The organism is Pseudomonas sp. 273, from assembly GCF_029201425.1.
Lineage (GTDB): Bacteria > Pseudomonadota > Gammaproteobacteria > Pseudomonadales > Pseudomonadaceae > Pseudomonas > Pseudomonas delhiensis.
Genome location: NZ_CP116775.1, coordinates 1,991,031 through 2,007,448, shown reverse-complemented (window position 1 = coordinate 2,007,448; position 16,418 = coordinate 1,991,031). Strand labels below are relative to the sequence as shown.

Annotated in this window: 14 protein-coding genes; 13 read left to right on the top strand and 1 reads right to left on the bottom strand. The window is 73.4% G+C overall.

From position 1 onward, the window contains the following. Nucleotides 1–66: 66 nt before the first annotated feature. The 13 genes from PKO50_RS09655 to PKO50_RS09595 all read left to right on the top strand — a co-directional run bounded on the left by PKO50_RS09655 (nucleotide 67) and on the right by PKO50_RS09595 (nucleotide 13,930). Complete coding sequence (locus tag PKO50_RS09655; RefSeq protein ID WP_275629516.1) at nucleotides 67–723, top strand: cytochrome c3 family protein; 657 nt, start codon at nucleotides 67–69, stop codon at nucleotides 721–723. Next, entirely contained in the window at nucleotides 720–3,602 is a 2,883-nt protein-coding gene (locus PKO50_RS09650) for a 4Fe-4S dicluster domain-containing protein (RefSeq protein ID WP_275629515.1), read from the top strand. The genes PKO50_RS09655 and PKO50_RS09650 overlap by 4 nt, the downstream gene beginning before the upstream one ends. After that, the gene (nrfD, locus tag PKO50_RS09645) at nucleotides 3,592–4,926 is read left to right on the top strand and encodes an NrfD/PsrC family molybdoenzyme membrane anchor subunit (RefSeq protein WP_275629514.1); all 1,335 of its coding nucleotides are present in this window, start codon (nucleotides 3,592–3,594) and stop codon (nucleotides 4,924–4,926) included. Before PKO50_RS09650 ends, nrfD begins: the two co-directional genes overlap by 11 nt. Beyond that, on the top strand, nucleotides 4,923–5,438 hold the full coding sequence (locus PKO50_RS09640; protein WP_275629513.1) for a DUF3341 domain-containing protein: 516 nt from the start codon (nucleotides 4,923–4,925) through the stop codon (nucleotides 5,436–5,438). Before nrfD ends, PKO50_RS09640 begins: the two co-directional genes overlap by 4 nt. After that, nucleotides 5,435–5,962, top strand: coding sequence for a cytochrome c (locus tag PKO50_RS09635; RefSeq protein WP_275629512.1), 528 nt, complete (start codon nucleotides 5,435–5,437; stop codon nucleotides 5,960–5,962). Before PKO50_RS09640 ends, PKO50_RS09635 begins: the two co-directional genes overlap by 4 nt. Beyond that, complete coding sequence (locus PKO50_RS09630) at nucleotides 5,952–6,911, top strand: hypothetical protein (RefSeq protein WP_275629511.1); 960 nt, start codon at nucleotides 5,952–5,954, stop codon at nucleotides 6,909–6,911. The genes PKO50_RS09635 and PKO50_RS09630 overlap by 11 nt, the downstream gene beginning before the upstream one ends. After that, nucleotides 6,908–7,273: a hypothetical protein gene (locus PKO50_RS09625; RefSeq protein ID WP_275629510.1), complete on the top strand. Its 366-nt coding sequence runs from the start codon at nucleotides 6,908–6,910 to the stop codon at nucleotides 7,271–7,273. The genes PKO50_RS09630 and PKO50_RS09625 overlap by 4 nt, the downstream gene beginning before the upstream one ends. Continuing rightward, a complete protein-coding gene (locus tag PKO50_RS09620; protein ID WP_275629509.1) occupies nucleotides 7,263–8,060 on the top strand; it encodes an SCO family protein in 798 nt (265 codons plus the stop codon). The genes PKO50_RS09625 and PKO50_RS09620 overlap by 11 nt, the downstream gene beginning before the upstream one ends. Further along, nucleotides 8,057–9,007, top strand: a complete 951-nt coding sequence (coxB, locus tag PKO50_RS09615; protein ID WP_275629508.1) for a cytochrome c oxidase subunit II — start codon at nucleotides 8,057–8,059, stop codon at nucleotides 9,005–9,007. The genes PKO50_RS09620 and coxB overlap by 4 nt, the downstream gene beginning before the upstream one ends. Beyond that, nucleotides 9,004–10,605: a cbb3-type cytochrome c oxidase subunit I gene (locus tag PKO50_RS09610; RefSeq protein WP_275629507.1), complete on the top strand. Its 1,602-nt coding sequence runs from the start codon at nucleotides 9,004–9,006 to the stop codon at nucleotides 10,603–10,605. Before coxB ends, PKO50_RS09610 begins: the two co-directional genes overlap by 4 nt. Next, nucleotides 10,595–11,215: a cytochrome c oxidase subunit 3 gene (locus PKO50_RS09605; RefSeq protein ID WP_275629506.1), complete on the top strand. Its 621-nt coding sequence runs from the start codon at nucleotides 10,595–10,597 to the stop codon at nucleotides 11,213–11,215. The genes PKO50_RS09610 and PKO50_RS09605 overlap by 11 nt, the downstream gene beginning before the upstream one ends. Continuing rightward, nucleotides 11,212–11,469, top strand: coding sequence for a hypothetical protein (locus tag PKO50_RS09600; RefSeq protein ID WP_275629505.1), 258 nt, complete (start codon nucleotides 11,212–11,214; stop codon nucleotides 11,467–11,469). The genes PKO50_RS09605 and PKO50_RS09600 overlap by 4 nt, the downstream gene beginning before the upstream one ends. A gap of 79 nt (nucleotides 11,470–11,548) precedes the next feature. Beyond that, the gene (locus PKO50_RS09595) at nucleotides 11,549–13,930 is read left to right on the top strand and encodes a membrane-bound PQQ-dependent dehydrogenase, glucose/quinate/shikimate family (protein WP_275629504.1); all 2,382 of its coding nucleotides are present in this window, start codon (nucleotides 11,549–11,551) and stop codon (nucleotides 13,928–13,930) included. A gap of 247 nt (nucleotides 13,931–14,177) precedes the next feature. Here the strand turns inward: PKO50_RS09595 and katE are convergent, their stop codons facing one another. Beyond that, nucleotides 14,178–16,304 (bottom strand): catalase HPII, encoded by a 2,127-nt coding sequence (gene katE, locus PKO50_RS09590; RefSeq protein ID WP_275629503.1) that lies wholly within the window; start codon nucleotides 16,302–16,304, stop codon nucleotides 14,178–14,180. Nucleotides 16,305–16,418: the final 114 nt, after the last annotated feature.

Genomic DNA, 16,418 nt, shown 5'->3' with positions numbered 1-16,418 from the left:
AAGATAACTCGAACTTCCATGCCGCAACGGCTGACGAACCCTCAGTGAAACCAACGGACGAGGCCGATGGCGCAGATCTTCAGCCGTTCCGCCGACACCTGGTTGCGCCTGGTGGCGCTGGCGGCCTGCGCCGGTCTCGTGGGGAGCGTGAGCGTGGCCCTGCTGATGCAAAGGTCCGACTACCGTACCGGCCGCGGCTGGATACCCGCCCAGCCGCTGCCGTTCAGCCATGCGCACCATGCAGGCGAGCTGCGCATCGACTGCCGCTACTGCCATGCCGGCGTCGAGCGCGCGGCCGTCGCCGGGCTGCCGCCGACCTACACCTGCATGAGCTGCCATTCCCAGGTGTGGGCCGACAGCCCGGTGCTGGAGCCGCTGCGCCGCAGCCTGCGCGAACGCCAGCCGCTGCACTGGGCGCGGGTGGTGCGCCTGCCCGACTACGTGCGCTTCGCCCACGCCGTGCACGTGCGCGCCGGCGTGGCCTGCGCGCAGTGCCACGGCGCGGTGGAGCGCATGCCGCTGACCTACAAGGCCGAGCCGCTGGACATGGCCCAGTGCCTGGACTGCCACCGCGACCCGGCCCCGCATTTGCGCCCGCCCTCGGCGGTCACCCTGGCGGACTGGCACACCGACGAGGACCGCCGCGTCCTCGGCGAACGCCTGATGCGTGAGCGGCACATCGACCCGCGCGGCCTCACCGACTGCTCGGTGTGCCACCGATGAGCCGCGAACTGCGACGGCTGCGCCGGCAGCTGGCGGAACGCGGCGAGGCCTGGCCCTGGGCCTGGCTGGAAGCGCTCGGCGAGCCGTCGGCCGAACCGCTGCCGGAGGTTCCCGAAGGCCTCGACCGGCGGCGCTTCCTGCAACTGATGGGCGCCTCCCTGGCCCTGGCCGGCCTGGGCGCTTGCGGCGAGCCGCCGGACGAAGCCGTGGCGCGGGTCGAACAGGAGCCCCTGCGCAGCCCCGGCCAGGCCAGCGACTACGCCACCGCCGTGCCCTTCGCCGGCATCGCCCAGCCGGTGCTGGGGCATTGCATCGACGGCCGCCCGCTGAAGCTGGAAGGCAACCCGGAGCACCCCTGTTGCGGCGGCGCCAGCGATGCCTTCACCCAGGCGGCCATCCTCCAGCTGTACGACCCGGACCGCTCGCAGGTGCCCCGCCACCTCGGCCGCGAAAGCGGCTGGGCGCAGGTGCAGGGCGAACTGTTCGCCCTGCAGCGCCGGCACGACCGCGACCGGGGCGCCGGCCTGCACCTGGTGCTGGGCGCCAGCAGCTCGCCCACCCTCGCCCGCCAGTTGCAGGCGCTGCGCCAGCGCTGGCCGCGGGCATGCTTCTACCAGGGCGATGCCTACGGCGAACGCAACGCCGCCGACGGCTTGTACCAGGCCTTCGGCCAACCGCTGACGGCGCGCCTGCGCCTGGAGAACGTCCAGGCGCTGGTCTGCCTGGACGCCGACCTGCTCGGCCCCGGCCCGCGGCAGACCGCCTGGCAGCGCGGCTGGGCGCAACGCCGGCGCGCCGCAGCCGCCGGCCAGGGCCAGGCGCGCATCCATGTCGCCGAGGGGGTGCCCAGCCTGACCGGCGCCGCCGCCTGCGCGCGCCTGCCCGCCGCGCCCTGGCAGCTTCCGCACCTGGCGCTGGCCCTGGCCCGGGCACTGGGCGAAGCGCTGCCCGGCAGCCCGCAGCTGGACGAGGCCCAGCGCCGCTGGGCGGTCCAGGCCGCGGCGGCGCTGCGCGGCGCCGGGCGCGAAGCGCTGGTCTGCGTCGGCGCGCAACAGCCGGCGCAGCTGCAGGCCCTGGCGGCGCGGCTGAACCAGCGCCTGGGCGGCCTCGGCCACAGCCACGACTACATCGCCCCGCTGCTGCTGGAAGACTCGCCCGCGGCGCCCTGGGAACCGCTGGCCGCCCTGCTGCCGCGCATCGCCGACGGCGCGGTGGACAGCCTCCTGCTGCTGGACTGCAACCCATTGCACGCCTGCGCCGAGGGCGAGCAGCTGCGCCAGGCCATGCAGGACGTGCCCTGGCGCCTGCACGCGGGCCTGGTCCATGACGAAAGCGCCGCCGAATGCCACTGGCACCTGCCGCTGTCGCACCCATTGGAAAGCTGGAGCGACGCCCGCGCCGCCGACGGCTCCGCCTGCCTCGTCCAGCCGCTGGTGCGCCCGCTGTATGCCACGCCTGGCCTGCACCAATTGCTGGAGATGCTGCTCAACGGCGCCCGCGGCGACGGCCATGCCCTGCTGCGGCAGACCTGGGCGGAGCATGACCTGCCGGCCTGGCGCGCCGCCCTGGAACGCGGCTGGATCGAAAGCGCGCCGCCCGCCGCGACGCCGGGCCAAGCCGCCCTGCCCGCCCTGGTGCTGCCCGCTGCCGCCAACCTGGTGGCCAGCGTGCGCCCGGACCCGGCGGTATGGGACGGGCGCCTGGCCAACCTCGGCTGGCTGCAGGAACTGCCACGGCCGATCAGCAGCCTCACCTGGGGCAACGTCATCGGCGTGGCGCCGCGCCTGGCCGAGCGCTACGGCCTGGCCAACGGCGAGTGCCTGCGCGTGGAAATCGACGGCCAGCGCCTGGAAGGCCCGGTATGGATCGAGCCGGGCCAGGCCGACGGCCTGCTGGCGCTGACCGCCGGCTACGGCCGCCAGCGCGCCGGGCGCCTGGGCAACGGCGTCGGCTTCGCCGTGCGCGCCCTGCCCGCCGGGGTGCCGGCGCAAGCGGTGAGCCGCTGCGAAGCGACCGGCGAGCGCATGCCCCTGGCCATCACCCAGGCCCAGCACCGCCTGCCCGAGGGCGCCGCCCCGGCCTTGCGCCGCGTGTCCCGCGCCGAACCGCCGGCGGCCCCGGCGCTGCTGCCCACGCGCAGCGGCGAAGGCCCGCAGTGGGCGATGCTCATCGACCTGGACCTGTGCACCGGCTGCAACGCCTGCGTGGTGGCCTGCCAGGCGGAGAACAACATCCCGGTGGTCGGCGCCGAACAGGTGGCGGCCGGCCGCGCCATGCACTGGCTGCGCATCGACCACTACTACCAGGGCGACGCCGAGGCGCCGCGCTCGGCCTTCCAGCCGCGGCCCTGCATGCACTGCGAACGCGCCCCCTGCGAGGCCGGCTGCCCGGTGGAGGCCACCCTGCACGGCAGCGACGGCCTCAACCAGATGGTCTACAACCGCTGCATCGGCACCCGCACCTGCGCCGCCTACTGCCCCTACAAGGTGCGCCGCTTCAACTGGTACGACTGGACCGCCGGCGCGCCGCCGTCGCTGCAGGCGCAGCGCAACCCCGAGGTCAGCGTGCGCGGGCGCGGGGTGATGGAGAAATGCACCTACTGCGTGCAGCGCATCGGCGCCGCGCGCCTGGCCGCCCGCGAGCAGGGCCTGGACTGGCAGGCCGGCGAAGGCAGCGAGGCGGTGCGCACCGCCTGCCAGCAGGCCTGTCCGAGCCAGGCCATCGCCTTCGGCAACCTGCAGCGCAGCGACGGCGAGCCCGCCCGCGGCCGTCGCTCGCCGCGCCACTACGCGCTGCTGGAGGAACTCGACACCCGCCCGCGCACCACCTACCTGGCGCGCATCGACGACGAGCCGGGGGCGCCGGGCGATGGCCGCTGAACAGGGCCACGGCCTGGCCCCGGGCCTGGACGCGGCGCAGGTTACCGCGCTGGCCGTCGAACGCCGCCCGCGACGCGGCGCCTGGCGCCTGCTGGCCCTCGCCGGCGGCGGGCTCCTGCTGCTCTACGCGGTGGCCATTGCCGTGCTGCTGCGCCGCGGCCCCGGCGTGTGGGGCAACAACCAGGCGGTGAACTGGGGCCTGCCGATCCTGCACTACATCTGGTGGCTGGGCATCGGCCACGCCGGCACCTTCATCTCCGCCCTGCTCTGGCTGCTGCGCCGGCCCTGGCGGCATTCCCTGAGCCGCCTGGCCGAGCTGATGACGCTGATGGCGGTGTGCTGCGCGGGACTCTACCCGATCCTCCACCTGGGCCGTCCCTGGCTGTTCTTCTGGACCTTTCCCTACCCCGATGCCCGCGGCCTGTGGCCGCAGCTGAAAAGCCCGACCGCCTGGGACATGTTCGCCGTCACCGGCTACCTGCTGCTGTCGCTGGCCTTCCTCTACCTGGGCGCCCTGGGCGACTTCGCCGCGGCCCGCGACCGCGCCGGCGGCCGCGGCCGGCAGCGCTGCTTCGGCCTGCTCGCCCTGGGCTGGCGCAACTCCCAGCGCCACTGGGCGCTGTGGTGGCGCGCCACCCGGGTGCTGGCGGTGCTGGCCATCGCCATGGTCTTCGGCGTATCCAGCGGCTATTCCTTCCTGCTCGCCCTGGCCCCGCAGCCGGGCTGGCACTCCACGCTGTTCCCGCCCTACTTCGTCGCCGGCGCGGTGTTTTCCGGCTTCGCCCTGGTCAGCCTGCTGGCCCTGCTGGTGCGCGGGCTGCTGCGCCTGCAGGCGCTGATCACGCCGCACCACCTGGACCTGCTCGGCCGCCTGCTGCTGGCCAGCGGCTGGCTCACCGCCTACGGCTACCTGCCGGACCTGCTGCTGCCGCTGTACGGCGACGACGCCCCCGAGCATGCCGTGCTGCTGGCGCGCCTGGCCGGCCCCGGCGCCTGGAGCTACTGGCTGGCCCTGGCCTGCAACCTCGGCGTGCTGCAGGCGCTCTGGTGGCGCCGGGTTCGGCGCAGCCCGGCGGCGCTCGCCGGGGTGGCCGGCGCGGTGCTGCTGGGCATGTGGGCCGAGCGCTACATGCTGCTGGTGGTACCGCAGCAGCGCGGCTACCTGGCCGCGACCTGGGGCGCCTACGCGCCGACGCCGTGGGACGCCCTGCTGTTCCTCGGCAGCTTCGGCCTGTTCCTGCTGCCCTACGCGCTGTTCATCCGCTGGCTGCCGATGGTCTCGGCCTTCGAACTCAAGCAGGAACTGCAAGGGGGCCAGCCATGAACGCGCCCCGCGGCCTGCTGGCCGAATTCACCGACGCCGCCGCGCTGGTGCGCGCCACCCGGGCCGTCCGCGCCGCCGGCTACGCCGGGCTGGACGCCTTCGCGCCCTACCCCCTGCCAGCCCTGGAAGGCTGCCTGGCCGCGGACGCCGCGGCCATCGACCGCGCCGGCATCGCCGGCGTCCTGCTCGGCGTGCTGGCCGCGCTGGGGCTCCAGTGGCTGCAGGCTCGTGACCTGCCCGTCAACGTCGGCGGCTGGCCGCCCTTCGCCCCCGGCCTGGCCTGGGTGCTGGCCCTGTTCTTCGGCGTGCTGGGCGGCGCCGCCGGCGCCCTGGGCATGCTCCTGTACCGCTGCGGCCTGCCGCGCCTGCACCATCCGCTGTTCGAGGTGGCGGACTTCCAGCGGGCCAGCGACGACGCCTTCTTCCTCTACCTGGAGGCGGCCGACCTCGACGCCGCCCGCGCCTGGCTGCAGGCCCGCGGCGCGCTGCACGTGCGCGAGGTGCCGGCATGAAGCCCTGGCTCCTGTTGCTGGCCGCGCTGCTGGCGGGCTGCGACGACCGCGCCGAGCAGCCGCTGTACCGCAGCGGCCGTGGCGTGCCGCTGTGGCAGGGCGCCGACGCCCCGGCCGCGGTGCCCGGCAGCATGGCCCGCGGCGACGGCGCGCGCCTGGCGCTGCTGCAGCGGCGCCCGGCCCTGGATGCCGCGCTGCTCCAGCGCGGCGCAGAGCGCTACGCCATCTACTGCTCGCCCTGCCACGGCCTGGCCGGGCTCGGCGACGGCCTGGTGGTGGCGCGCGGCTTCCCGCGGCCGCCGGCGTTCGCCGAGGCGCGCCTGCGCGGCATGCCCGACGCGCAGTTGCTGCAGGTGATCGCCGAGGGCCACGGGGTGATGTACGGCTACGCCGCGCGCATCGAGCCGGCCGACCGCTGGGCCATCGTCGCCCACCTGCGCGCCCTGCAACTGAGCCAGCATGCGCCGCTGGCCATGCTGCCGGCCGCATTGCGCCGCGCCCTGGAGAACGACCATGGGCGCTAGGCCGCTCGCCCTGCTGCTGGGCGTCGGCCTCGGCCTGCTCCTGCTCGGCCTGTGGCAGCCTTCGCTGTTGGCCGCCGCCAGCCTGCCGGCGGCCCTCGCCGGCCTGCAGCTGCCCCTCGGCGGCCTGCTGCTGGCGGCCGTGCTGCCCCTGGTGCATGGCGCATGGCAGGGGCAACTGGCGCCGGGCGCGCACCTGGCCCTGCGCCTGCTGCCCTGGGCACTGCCGTTCTGGCTGCCGGTGCTGCTGGGCGCGGGCACGCTGCACCCGCAGGCCGGCGGCTTCTGGCTGTCGCCCCTGGCGCTGTTGCTGCGGGCGCTGGCCTATGCGCTGCTCTGGTGGTTGCTGGCGCGGCGCCAGGGCGACGGCCGCGCCCACCCCGGCGCGCTGATGCTGCTGGTGCTGCTGGCCACCCTGCTGGCCCTGGACTGGGTGATGGCGCTGTCGGGCGGGCTGCATTCGGCCCTGCTCGGCCTGCTGCTGCTCGCCCGCCAGTGGCTGGACGCCCTCGCCCTGGCCAGCCTGCTGGCCCTGGCGCGACCCTCGGCCAACCCGCAGCTGCTGCGGGTGCTGCTGTGCGCCAGCCTGGGGCTGTGGGCCTACCTGCACTACATGCAGTTCCTGGTCATCGACTGGGCGCGCATCCCCTGGAGCGCGGCTGGTACGCAGTGCGCGGCGCCCTGGCAGCCGCTGACGCTGGCGCTGTTCGTCGGCCACGGCCTGCTGCTGGCGCTGCTCGCCTCGCCCCTGGGGCGCCACCCGGGGACGCTGCGCGGCGCGGCCTGGGGCCTGCTGCTGTTGGCCCTGCCGGAGGCGCAATGGCTGGTGCTGCCGAGCCTGCCCGAGGACCAGGGGCTGCACGTGCTGCCCCTGGCCTGGCTGCTGCAGGCCGGCCAGGCCGCGCTGCTGCTGTTCGCCATCGACTTCCTGGCCCGCGGGGCACGGCCATGAACGCGCCGCGCCACGCGCCCAACCCGCTGGACGAGCGCGCGCTGCTCAAAATCCTGCTGCTGGGCGTGCTCGCCCTGGGCCTGTGCGGGCTGGGCGTAGCCTGGCTGCTGGCCAGCCACCCGGGCCCGCCGTCGCCACCGCGCAGCGCCCTGGAACGCCAGGCGCCGCAGGTGCCGCCGCCGCGCCTGGAGGCCGACCCGCGCGGCGCCGGCGCGCAACGCCTGGCCGCCAGCGAGCGGCGCCTGCACGGCCTGGGCTGGGTCGACCGCGCCGCCGGCATCGCCCACATCCCCCTGGAGGACGCCCAACGCCTGCTGCTGCAGCGCGGCTGGCCGCAAGCGGAGGCTGCCGATGACCGCTGAACGCCTGGCGCCCTGGGCGCTGTGCCTGTTGCTGTGGGCCGGCCTGGCGCCGGCAGCCGCCTTCGATCCCTTCGCCAGCGCGCGCATCGACGCGGCGCACCTGGGCCAGCCGTTGCCGCGGGCGCTGCGCCTCACCGACCAGCACGGCCGGGCCTGGCGCCTGGGCGAGTTGCTGGACGGCCGGCCGCTGCTGCTGGTGCCGCTGTACTATCGCTGCCCCAACGTCTGCGGCACCACCCTCAGCACGCTGTTCACCCAGCTCGACGGCCTGCCGGGCTACCGCCTGGGCCGCGACTACCGCCTGCTGGCGTTCTCCTTCGACGCCGCCGAGGGCCCGGCCGAGGCCCGCGCCGAACAGCAGCGCCTGGCCCGCCGCTGGCCGCAGCTGGCCGCCTCGCCGGGGCTGTTCCTGCTCAGCAGCGACGCCGCGACCAGCCGCGCCCTGGCCGCGGCCATCGGCTTCGGCTACGCCCGCGAACCCGGTGGCCGCGAGTTCGCCCATGCCTCGGCGGTGGCCGTGGTCGGCGCCGACGGGCGCCTGTCGCGCTGGCTGCAGGGCCTGGGCTACCAGCGCGAGGACCTGCGCCTGGCGCTCACCGAGGCCGGCCAGGGGCGCATCGGCGGCCTGGGGGAACGGCTGTTGCTGCTGTGCTACCACTACGACCCGCGCAACGGTGTGTACTCCAGCCGCATCATGGCGCTGCTGCGCGGCGCCGCCGCGCTCACCGCGCTCGCCCTCGGCCTGCTGGTACTGCTGGCCCTGCGCCGGGAGCGCAGGCAGCCATGAGCGGCGGCGCCTTCCTGCCGCTGTGGCCGCCCCAGGCCTCGGCCTACGCGGCCCAGGTGGACTGGCTGGTGATCGGCTTCACCGCGCTGATGGTGCTGTTCATCGCCCCGGTGTTCGTCGCCCTGGGCCTGTTCATCTACCGCTACCGGCGCGGCCGCGTGGCCGACCGCGGCCACCGTCCCTCCAGCGACCTGCGCATCGAGCTGGCCTGGGTGCTGCTGCCCTTCGTCGGCGCCCTGCTGCTGTTCGGCTTCTCCGCCCGGCTGTTCCTGGAGGCCCGCCAGCCGCCGGCCGGCGCCCTGGAAATAGACGTGGTGGCGCGGCAGTGGATGTGGAAGTTCCAGCACCCCGGCGGCCAGCGCGAGATCAACGCCCTGCACGTGCCACGCGGGCGCCCGGTGCGCCTGCGGATGATCTCCGAGGACGTGATCCACAGCCTGTACGTGCCGGCACTGCGGCTGAAGCAGGACGTGCTGCCGGGGCGCTACACCGAGCTGTGGTTCCAGGCCGACGTGGCCGGCGACTGGCCCGGCTACTGCGCCGAGTTCTGCGGCACCGACCACGCCGGCATGCTGCTGCGCCTGCTGGTGCAGGAGCCGGCCGACTACGCCCGCTGGCTGGACGCCGCCGGCAGCCCCGGCGACCTCGCCAGCCAGGGCGCCGGGCTGTTCCGCCAGCTGGGCTGCAGCGGCTGCCACGAAAGCGAGCGCGCCCCGGCCCTGGCCGGGCTCTACGGTCGCGAGGTGGCCCTGGCCGACGGCGGCAGCGTGCGCGCCGACGACGCCTACCTGCGCGACAGCCTGCTGTTGCCGGCCAAGCAGGTGGTGGCCGGCTACCCGCCGATCATGCCGACCTACGCCAACCTGCTCGACGAGGCCGCCATCCAGCGCCTGCTGGCCTACCTGCGCTCGCTGGCCGAGCGAGCGCCGCGGGAGGCCCGGCCATGAGCCAGCCCAGCTACCTGAGCGCACGACAAGGCGTCGGCAGCTGGCTGCTGACCCGCGACCACAAGCGCATCGCCGTGCTCTACATGGTGGCGGTGACGGCCTTCTTCTTCATCGGCGGGCTGGCCGCCACCCTGGTGCGCATCGAGCTGGTCACGCCCCAGGGCGACCTGCTCAGCGCCGACGGCTACAACCGCGCCTTCACCCTGCACGGGGTGATCATGGTGTGGTTCTTCCTGATCCCGTCGATCCCCGCGGTGTTCGGCAACTTCCTCGTGCCGCTCATGATCGGCGCCCGCGACATGGCCTTCCCGCGCCTGAACCTGGCCAGCTGGTACCTGCTGGTGGGCGGCGGCGGCTTCACCCTGCTGGCCCTGCTGCTGGGCGGGGTGGACACCGGCTGGACCTTCTACACGCCGCTGTCGACGATGTTCAGCAACGGCCACGTGGTGGCGGTGATCTGCGGGGTGTTCGTCGCCGGCTTCTCGTCGATCTTCACCGGCATCAACATCCTGGCCACAGTGCACACCCTGCGCGCGCCGGGCATGCGCTGGATGCGCCTGCCGCTGTTCGTCTGGTCGATGTACGCCACTTCGGTGATCCTCGTGCTGGCCACCCCGGTGCTGGCCATCACCCTGGCCCTGGTGGCCGCCGAGCACCTGCTGCACATCGGCGTCTTCGACCCGGCCCTGGGCGGCGACCCGCTGCTGTTCCAGCACCTGTTCTGGTTCTACAGCCACCCGGCGGTGTACATCATGATCCTGCCGGCCATGGGGGTGGTCAGCGAACTGGTGAGCGCCGCTGCGCACAAGCGCATCTTCGGCTACGCCTTCGTCGCCTGGTCCAGCGTGGCCATCGCGCTGATCGGCTTCCTGGTCTGGGGCCACCACCTGTTCGTCGCCGGCCAGTCGATCTACGCCAGCCTGCTGTTCTCGCTGCTCAGCTTCCTGGTGGCGATTCCCTCGGCGATCAAGGCCTACAACTGGACCGCCACCCTGTACAAGAGCGACCTGACGCTGCACGCGCCCTTCCTCTTCGCCCTGACCTTCATCGGCCTGTTCATCGTCGGCGGCGTCACCGGGCTGTTCCTGGCCCTGCTGGCGGCGGACATCCACGTGCACGACACCTACTTCGTGGTCGCGCACTTCCACTACATCATGGTCGGCGCGGCGGTGGCCGGGTATTTCGGCGCCCTGCACTTCTGGTGGCCGAAGATCACCGGGCGCATGTACCCGGAACTGTGCGGGCGCATCGCCGCGGCGCTGATCTTCTGCGGCTTCAACCTGACCTTCTTCCCGCAGTTCCTGCTCGGCTACCTGGGCATGCCGCGGCGCTACCACGCCTACCCGGAGCAGTTCCAGTTCCTCAACGTGCTGTCCTCGGCCGGCGCCTCCGTCCTGGCCCTGGCCTACCTGCTGCCGTTCTGCTACCTGCTCTGGTCGCTGCGCCACGGCCGCCGCGCACCGATGAACCCCTGGGAGGCCGCCGGGCTGGAATGGCGGGTGCCCTCGCCGCCGCCGGAGCACAACTTCCGCGAGATCCCGCAGGTGGACTTCGAGGCCTACGACTACGCCCCGGGGGCGGCGCGCGATGAGCTCTGAGCTGCGCCCGCCGTTCGCCGACCCGGCCCAGCAGGCCGAGGCCGCGCGCCTAGGGCTGTGGGCCTTCCTGGCCGGCGAGACGATGATGTTCGGCAGTCTGCTGCTGGTCGCCGCCTACTACCGCCAGGCCCACCCGGCCGCGGTGGGCGAGGCGCTGGGGCACTTCCACTACCTGCTGGCCGGGCTGAACACCGCGCTGCTGCTGACCGGCAGCCTGTGCGTGGGCCTGGGCCAGCACGCCGCAGGCCAGGCGCGGCGGCGCGCGCCGGGCATCTGGCTGGGCCTGGCGGCGCTGCTGGGCCTGGCCTTCCTGGCGCTCAAGGGCGTGGAGTACCGCCTGGACTACGGCGAGGGCCTGCTGCCCTTCTCCGCCGCGCCCTCGCCGCTGCGGGCGCCGGCGGCCCGGCTGTTCGTCAACCTCTACCTGCTGGCCACGGCGCTGCACGCCCTGCATCTGGCCATCGGCGTGGCCCTGGTCGGCCACCTCGCCCTGCGCCACCGCCAGGCCGGCGCCCTGCGCGTGGAGCTGACCGGGCTCTACTGGCACCTGGTGGACTTCCTCTGGCTGCTGCTCTACCCGAGCCTGTACCTGCTGGGGCGCCCGGCATGAGCCCGCGGGCGCTGTTGCTGACCTGGCTGGTCCTGCTGCTGGCCCTGCTGGCGCAACTGGGCGCCAGCCTGTGGCGGCCGCCCGGCGCCGACGCCCTGGTGGCCCTGGCCGCGCTGCTGCAGGCGGCGCTGCTGCTGTTCGGCTACATGGGCGTGGCGCGCGCCCGCGGCTGGCTGCGCGCCTACGGCTGGCTGTACCTGTGCTGGCTGGCCCTGCTGCTGGTATTCGTGCTGGGCGAGCGGGCCACCCGCTGATGCCGTCGGTCCGCCGGACGGAGCGCCGCCCTGGCCGGCCGGTTCCAGCGATGACCGCCACGGAAGAAAAGGAGCCGGTATGTTCCGCCATCCCTACCCCCGCCTGAGCGCCCTGATCCTGATCCTGCTCGGCCTCGCCTTCCTCGCCCTGGGCGCCTGGCTCGCCGTGCTCGGCGGCAGTCCCTACTACCTGTGCGCCGGCTTCGGCCTGCTGGCCAGCGGCGTGCTGCTCTGGCGCGGCTGGCGCCTGGCCCTGGGCCTCTATGCGCTGACCTGGCTGGGCACCCTGGCCTGGGCGCTGTGGGAGGTCGGCGCGGACCTCTGGCAACTGCTGCCGCGCCTGCTCTTCCCCAGCCTGCTGGGCCTGTACCTGTGCCTGCCGTTCGTGCGCCGCAACCTGGTGCCGCCGCGGCCGGTCTCGCCCCTGGCCTACCTGCTGGCGCCGGCGCTGGGCATCGCCCTGGTGGCAGCGCTGGCGCTGTACCGGCCGGCCGAGCCGGCGCCCACGCCACAGCCGGAGCTGCCCGCCGTCGACGGTCCCCTGGCACACGGCGACTGGCCCTATTACGGCGGCCTGCCGGCGGGCGAGCGCTGGTCGCCGCTGACGCAGATCGCCCCCGGCAACGTCGCCGAGCTGCGGCCGGCCTGGACCTTCCGCAGCGGCGACCTGCCGCGCGGGGGCGAGAACAGCGACGGCTACGAATTCAACTTCGAGGCCACGCCGATCAAGGTCGGCGACAGCCTGTACTTCTGCACCCCGCACCGCGAGGTGATCGCCCTGGACGCCAGCAGCGGCAAACAGCGCTGGCGCTTCTCGGCCCACCCGGACACCGGCAACAACGCCTACCTGGCCTGCCGCGGCGTGGCCTGGTACCAGGCGCCGACGGGCACGCCCTGCCCGCGGCGCATCCTCTCCACCACCGCCGACGCCCGCCTGTTCGCCCTCGACGCGGACACCGGCAAGCTCTGCGAAGGCTTCGGCGACCACGGCTACGTGTCCCTGCGCCAGCACCTGGGCGAGGTGCCGCGCGGCTTCCACTTCATCACCTCGCCGCCGCTGGTGGTGGGCGACCGCCTGCTGCTGGGCGGCTGGATCTACGACGGCCAGAAGACCGCCGAACCCTCGGGCGCGGTACGTGCCTTCGACCCGCGCACGGGCGAGCTGGTCTGGGCCTGGGACGTCGGTCGCGCCGACTCGCCGCTGCAGCGGCCGGGCCCGGAGGTGACCTTCACCCCCGGCACGCCCAACGCCTGGGGCGTGTACACGGCGGACGTCGAGCGCGGCCTGGTCTACCTGCCCACCGGAAACGCCGTGCCCGACTACTACGGCGGCATGCGCCGGCCCTTCGACGAGCGCTACTCCAGCTCGGTGGTGGCGCTGGACATCCACAGCGGCGCGCCGCGCTGGTCGTTCCAGACGCTGCACCACGACCTCTGGGACATGGACGTGCCGATCGGCCCCTCGCTGGTGGACCTGGGCGACGACCGAGGCGGCCAAGTGCCGGCGCTGGTGCAGACCACCAAGCGCGGCGAACTCTTCCTGCTCGACCGCCGCGACGGCAAGCCGCTGGCCGAAGTGCGCGAGCGCCCCGCGCCCCAGGGCGGACTGCCCGGCGACTTCGCCGCGCCGACCCAGCCCTGGTCGGTGGGCATGCCCTCCTTCGCCCCGCCGGACGTGAAGGAAAGCGACGCCTGGGGCATCACCCCGCTGGACCAGCTGCTGTGCCGCCTGGACTACCGCCGCATGAACTACCGCGGCGCCTACACGCCCTTCTCGCTGGAGCGCAAGACCCTGGTCTATCCGGCCTTCGACGGCGTGATGGACTGGCAGGGCGCCAGCCTGGACCCGCAGCGCAAGCGGCTCTACGCCAACCTCAGCTACATCCCCTTCACCGCCGAGGTGCAGCGCCGCGAGCAGGCCGAGGGCTCGGGCCTGGTGCAGCCGTGGAACGGCCAGGGCCAGCCGCCGCGGCCCAAGCGCTTCGCCATCAACCCGCAGTACGGTACGCCGTACGTGGTGGTGGTGGAACCCTGGCTGGGCCTGTTCGGCGCCCCCTGCAAGGCCCCGCCCTGGGGCCAGCTGGCCGCGGTGGACCTGCAGACGCGCAAGCTGCTGTGGCGCCGCGACCTGGGCACCACCCGCGACAGCGGCCCCTTCGGCCTGCACCTGAACCTGCCGCTGTCCACCGGCGTCTTCAACATCGGCGGCAGCCTGGCCACCCGCAGCGGCCTGCTGGTGCTGGGCGCCACGGCCGACGACTACCTGCGCATCTTCGACGCCGGCAGCGGCCGCGAACTCTGGCGCGCCCGCCTGCCCGCCGGCGGCCAGGCCACCCCCATGACCTACCTGGGCCGCGACGGCCGGCAATACATCGTCATCGCCGCCGGCGGGCACGGCGGGTTGCGAACGAGGCCGGGGGATTACGTGATGGCGTTTGCCTTGCCGCGCGGAGGGAAGTGAGGGATTGCGGCCCGCTCCCACAGCATGAGCGAGCAGGGAACCGTAGGAGCGGACTCCGTCCGTGATTCGGCGGATAACGCCGGCGGTCGCAGGTCAGGAGCACTCTCACCCCAGCCCTCTCCCGATTGCGGGAGAGGGGGCCGTTCGTGCCACCGGGGTGTCCGGCGCGGCCGGTGAATCCAATCGCGGACAAAGTCCGCTCCTACGCCCGTGCCTCCTGGAACCATAGGAGCGGCCCCTGCCACATTCACGCCGGCACCGCCCCCACCTGCGCCTCCCTCGCCCAGATACGATGCTGCAGCAATGCGTTCTTCAACCCGCCGAACGCATCCCCCGCCGTCGCCCCCATCACCAGGCCGTCATCCGGTTGCAGCCCCAGTTGCCCCGGCAATGCCTGCGCATCGCCGCTGAAGGCCAGCGGCTTGAGGTGCTTGTAGGCCTCCAGCAGGTAATGCAGGCCGCGGCCGTCGCCGCCCAGGGTGACCGCCACCCCGCCCGGCACGTAGACCGCGTCGAAGGCCACCGAGGGCAGGCCGTCCCAGGTGCCCTGGGGCGCCAGGCTGGCACCGCTGTCGGCCTTGACCGGGGCCGCCGTGGGGCCGATCAGCTTGGCGCTGGCGCCCTCCGCGCCCAGGGCCTGGAGCATGTCGCCGATCTCGCTCTCGCTGGCGCCGTCGGCCACCAGGATCGCCACCTTGCGCGAACGGATGTCGCCGGCCAGCAGGTTCACCTGGCTGAGCGCCGGCGATGGCTGCGGCGCCGGGCGCTGCGGGGCCTTCGCCGTGACCTGCACGCCGATCTGCGCGGCCACCCGCGCGGCCAGCCGGGCGTCGATGTTCACCAGCACCTCGTTGATCTCGCGCTCGCGGATCGCCTGGCGCTCCACCTTGCCCAGCTCGAAGGCGTAAGCGGCCACCACGTGATTCTGCTCGGCCTCGCTCAGGCTGTGCCAGAACAGCGCGGCCTGGCTGAAGTGGTCGGCGAAGGACGCCGCGCGCTCGCGCACCTTGGTGCCGGTCATCGGCTCGTGGTAGCTGACGAAGCCGCCCTGGCGCGCCGCCGGCGGGGTTTCCCGGGGCCAGCCGGCGTCGATGGAGTTGGGCTCGTAGGAAGCCCGCCCGCGGTGCAGGGTGTGCTGGTGGTAGGCGTCGCGCTGGTTGTTGTGGAAAGGGCACAGCGGCTGGTTGATCGGGATCTGGTTGAAGTTCGGCCCGCCCAGGCGCAGCAGCTGGGTGTCGGTGTAGGAGAACAGCCGGCCCTGCAGCAGCGGGTCGTTGCTGAAATCGATGCCCGGCACGATGTGGCCGACGTGGAAGGCCACCTGTTCGGTCTCGGCGAAGAAGTTGTCCGGGTTGCGGTCCAGCACCATGCGCCCGAGCAGTTGCACCGGCACCTGTTCCTCGGGCACCAGCTTGGTGGCGTCGAGCAGGTCGAAGTCGAACTTGTCCTGGTCGTCCTCGGCGATCACCTGCACGCCCAGCTCCCATTCCGGGTAGTCGCCCTTCTCGATGTCCTCCCAGAGCGTGCGGCGGTTGAAGTCCGGGTCCTTGCCGGCGAGCTTCTGCGCCTCGTCCCAGACCAGCGAGCAGGTGCCGGACTTCGGCCGCCAGTGGAACTTCACCAGGTGGCTCTCGCCGTTGGCGTTGACCAGGCGGAAGGTATGCACGCCGAAGCCCTGCATGGCGCGGAAGGCGATGGGGATGGCGCGGTCGGACATCAGCCACATGACCATGTGCGCCGACTCCGGCTGCAGCGAGACGAAATCCCAGAAGGTGTCGTGGGCCGAGGCGCCGGTGGGGATCTCGTTGTGCGGCTCGGGCTTCACCGCGTGGACGAAGTCGGGGAACTTGATCGCGTCCTGGATGAAGAACACCGGCATGTTGTTGCCCACCAGGTCGAAGTTGCCCTCCTCGGTGTAGAACTTCACCGCGAAGCCACGCACGTCGCGCACGGTGTCGGCCGAGCCGCGCGGGCCCTGCACGGTGGAGAAGCGCACGAACACCGGGGTGCGCTTGCCGGCCTTGCCCAGGAACGCCGCCTTGGTCAGCGCGCTGCAGTCCTCGTAGGCCTCGAAATAGCCGTGGGCCGCCGAGCCGCGGGCATGCACCACGCGCTCGGGGATGCGCTCGTGGTCGAAGTGGGTGATCTTCTCGCGCAGGATGAAGTCTTCGAGCAGCGAGGGGCCGCGCGGGCCGGCCCTGAGCGAGTTCTGGTTGTCGGCGATGCGGGTGCCGGTGTTGGTGCTCAGGGATTGCCCGGTGGCGTCCTCGCGGTAGCGCTCCAGCTGTTCGAGCTTCTCGTTGCCGTTGGCGCGGTCGGTGGTCTGGGTCCCCGCCAGTTGGCTCTGCTTGCCGGACTCTTTGTTCTGCGTCATCTGTCCATCTCCTGATCAGGTGGGCGGCGCCCATGGGCGCGCTGGCTCTTGGTTGGGGGCGGGCGCGGCGGCGGAGTTCAGGCTTTTTTCCCGGCGGTAGGCCGGCGGCGCGTT

What these genes read in the sequence shown, in the direction of transcription:
- PKO50_RS09655 (WP_275629516.1), top strand. Translation starts at nt 67, where the DNA reads ATGGCGCAGATCTTCAGCCGTTCCGCCGACACCTGGTTGCGCCTGGTG.
- PKO50_RS09650 (WP_275629515.1), top strand. Translation starts at nt 720, where the DNA reads ATGAGCCGCGAACTGCGACGGCTGCGCCGGCAGCTGGCGGAACGCGGC.
- nrfD (WP_275629514.1), top strand. Translation starts at nt 3,592, where the DNA reads ATGGCCGCTGAACAGGGCCACGGCCTGGCCCCGGGCCTGGACGCGGCG.
- PKO50_RS09640 (WP_275629513.1), top strand. Translation starts at nt 4,923, where the DNA reads ATGAACGCGCCCCGCGGCCTGCTGGCCGAATTCACCGACGCCGCCGCG.
- PKO50_RS09635 (WP_275629512.1), top strand. Translation starts at nt 5,435, where the DNA reads ATGAAGCCCTGGCTCCTGTTGCTGGCCGCGCTGCTGGCGGGCTGCGAC.
- PKO50_RS09630 (WP_275629511.1), top strand. Translation starts at nt 5,952, where the DNA reads ATGGGCGCTAGGCCGCTCGCCCTGCTGCTGGGCGTCGGCCTCGGCCTG.
- PKO50_RS09625 (WP_275629510.1), top strand. Translation starts at nt 6,908, where the DNA reads ATGAACGCGCCGCGCCACGCGCCCAACCCGCTGGACGAGCGCGCGCTG.
- PKO50_RS09620 (WP_275629509.1), top strand. Translation starts at nt 7,263, where the DNA reads ATGACCGCTGAACGCCTGGCGCCCTGGGCGCTGTGCCTGTTGCTGTGG.
- coxB (WP_275629508.1), top strand. Translation starts at nt 8,057, where the DNA reads ATGAGCGGCGGCGCCTTCCTGCCGCTGTGGCCGCCCCAGGCCTCGGCC.
- PKO50_RS09610 (WP_275629507.1), top strand. Translation starts at nt 9,004, where the DNA reads ATGAGCCAGCCCAGCTACCTGAGCGCACGACAAGGCGTCGGCAGCTGG.
- PKO50_RS09605 (WP_275629506.1), top strand. Translation starts at nt 10,595, where the DNA reads ATGAGCTCTGAGCTGCGCCCGCCGTTCGCCGACCCGGCCCAGCAGGCC.
- PKO50_RS09600 (WP_275629505.1), top strand. Translation starts at nt 11,212, where the DNA reads ATGAGCCCGCGGGCGCTGTTGCTGACCTGGCTGGTCCTGCTGCTGGCC.
- PKO50_RS09595 (WP_275629504.1), top strand. Translation starts at nt 11,549, where the DNA reads ATGTTCCGCCATCCCTACCCCCGCCTGAGCGCCCTGATCCTGATCCTG.
- katE (WP_275629503.1), bottom strand. Translation starts at nt 16,304, where the DNA reads ATGACGCAGAACAAAGAGTCCGGCAAGCAGAGCCAACTGGCGGGGACC.